This is a genomic window from Pseudoalteromonas sp. SR45-5 (genome assembly GCF_014163565.1).
GTDB classification, from domain to species: Bacteria; Pseudomonadota; Gammaproteobacteria; order Enterobacterales; family Alteromonadaceae; genus Pseudoalteromonas; species Pseudoalteromonas distincta.
The window spans coordinates 1-2,165 of sequence record NZ_JACJDN010000649.1 but is presented as its reverse complement, the minus strand read 5'-3'; the positions used below and the strand labels follow the sequence as shown (position 1 = coordinate 2,165).

The 2,165-nt window shown below is 41.8% G+C and carries 2 protein-coding genes and 2 tRNA genes; 3 read left to right on the top strand and 1 reads right to left on the bottom strand.

The genetic code is table 11. The features are described 5' to 3' along the window. Nucleotides 1-46 precede the first annotated feature (46 nt). Complete coding sequence (rsgA, locus tag H5072_RS17580; protein ID WP_182694284.1) at nt 47-1,105, bottom strand: small ribosomal subunit biogenesis GTPase RsgA; 1,059 nt, start codon at nt 1,103-1,105, stop codon at nt 47-49. 121 nt (nt 1,106-1,226) lie between these two features. Here rsgA and orn point away from each other — a divergent pair, with 121 nt between their 5' ends. From orn to H5072_RS17565, 3 genes are all read left to right on the top strand, one after another. Beyond that, the gene (orn, locus tag H5072_RS17575; protein ID WP_004336052.1) at nt 1,227-1,772 is read left to right on the top strand and encodes an oligoribonuclease; all 546 of its coding nucleotides are present in this window, start codon (nt 1,227-1,229) and stop codon (nt 1,770-1,772) included. 199 nt (nt 1,773-1,971) lie between these two features. Further along, a tRNA-Gly gene (locus H5072_RS17570) sits at nt 1,972-2,047 on the top strand. Nucleotides 2,048-2,090: 43 nt separating this feature from the next. After that, a tRNA-Gly gene (locus H5072_RS17565) sits at nt 2,091-2,163 on the top strand. Nucleotides 2,164-2,165 lie beyond the last annotated feature (2 nt).

The window sequence follows — 2,165 nt, the reverse complement described above, 5'->3', positions numbered from 1 at the left end:
GCATTGCGATTTTAAATTTGTCTAAACTCACAGTATTTATCCTAAATTATACGCGAGGCGCACGGGCGCCTGCACGGCCATCGGCCATTGTTTCTAAAATTCGGTGGTAGCTGTCAAAGCGCAATTGAGAAATTTTGCCATCTGCTACAGCTTCTTTAACTATACAGCCCGGATCGTTTAAATGTTTACAGTCTCTAAAGCGGCATCCGCCTATAAATTCTCTAAACTCTTTAAAGCACCAGGTTACACGCTCAACATCTAAATGCCATAAACCAAATTCGCGAATTCCTGGCGAGTCGATTAGGTTACCGCCACTTGGTAAATGGTGAAGGCGTGAAACAGTTGTTGTGTGCTGGCCTAGGCCGCTGTTTTCAGATACTTCTTTAGTTAATATTTCAGCGTTAGGTAATACAGTATTAACGAGGGTTGATTTACCCACACCACTTTGACCAACAAAAATGTTATTTTTACCAACAAGTACTTCTTTTAATTCATCAATACCATTACCCGATATATTACTAACAAGGAGTACTTGGTAATCAAGTTTACGATAGATATCGAGAACTTTTTGTATTTCGCTAAGACCTGCGTCATCAATTAAATCTATTTTATTGAGTACTAAAATTGGCTCAATACCCATATCTTCACAGGCTATTAAATAGCGGTCGATAATACTTGGGGTAAACTCAGGTAATACCGCCGATACCATGAGTATTTGATCAATGTTAGCCGCAATAACTTTTACGCCGTCGTAAAAGTCAGGGCGGGTAAGTTGCGAGCGACGCTCTTGCGTGGCTTCAATTACTCCGGCTAAATCACCTTCACTTACTTTGGCACGGCGAAACAATACCTCATCACCACACACTAAATTTGACACGGTACGTCGTATATTACAACGAAGTACATCGCCATTTTCAGTTTCGACATCGGCGTGTTGGCCAAAACGACTGATCACAATTGCGCTCTCGACCTGACCTAAATTATCGGTTTGCCACTCTTGCGCGCCTTTTCTAGCTGGTCTTGAGTCTGCGCTATTAATGCGCTTTTGGTGGTTGGCCTTGATCTGACGCGATTGGCCTTTACTTAATTTTTTCTGTTTTGCCACTGGAGGCCTATAACCTTAGTTAAATGTCGCTTTTCCTAAAAAAAGCTTTAGCTCGACGGTTGATGCTAATATGATATATCGAAATGCGTTGGATCTAAAGGAAAGCACCGCTTAGGTAATTATGACTATTAATAAATCAAATTTAATTTGGCTCGATCTTGAAATGACAGGACTCGAACCAGAGACCGATAAAATACTCGAAATTGCGACGGTTGTCACTGACGCAGACCTGAATATATTAGCTGAAGGGCCAACCATAGCTATTCATCAAAGTGATGAATTACTAAATGGTATGGACGAGTGGTGTACTACGCAGCATGGTAAGTCGGGTTTAACAGCGCGCTGTAAAGCAAGTACATTCGATGAAGAGTATGCCGTGGCACAAACGTTAGATTTTTTAAAACAGTGGGTGCCTGCAGGTGTATCACCAATGTGTGGTAATTCAATTGGGCAAGACCGCCGCTTTATGAATAAATACATGCGTGAACTTGAAGATTTTTTTCATTACCGCAATCTTGACGTGAGTACTATTAAAGAATTAGCACGTCGCTGGAAACCCGAAGTGCTTGCAAAAGTGAATAAAAAAGGCTCGCACCTTGCTTTGGATGACATTAAAGATTCGATTATGGAATTAAAAGTCTATAGAGAAAATTTCTTTAATTTGTAAAAAACACTTGCAAACACATCGGATTATTGTAGAATCCTGCCCCGCTCAAGACGATAACCCACGCGGGGTTAGTGTGTTTGAGTTGTTTTTATTGTGGTCGTTTTACATCCATAATTAAAATGCGGTACTAGCTCAGTTGCTAGAATGTTGAACGCGACCCGTCGCGCACCAACGTAAAATAACTGAAGAAATAAAAAATGCGGTACTAGCTCAGTTGGTAGAGCGCGACCTTGCCAAGGTCGAGGTCATGAGTTCGAGCCTCGTGTACCGCTCCAATTTCTAACCAAAAGAAATTGTAGTGTTGAATGAAAATATAATGCGGTACTAGCTCAGTTGGTAGAGCGCGACCTTGCCAAGGTCGAGGTCACGAGTTCGAGCCTCGTGTACCGCTCC

Coding starts and splice junctions, on each gene's coding strand:
- orn (WP_004336052.1), top strand. CDS start 1,227: ATGACTATTAATAAATCAAATTTAATTTGGCTCGATCTTGAAATGACA.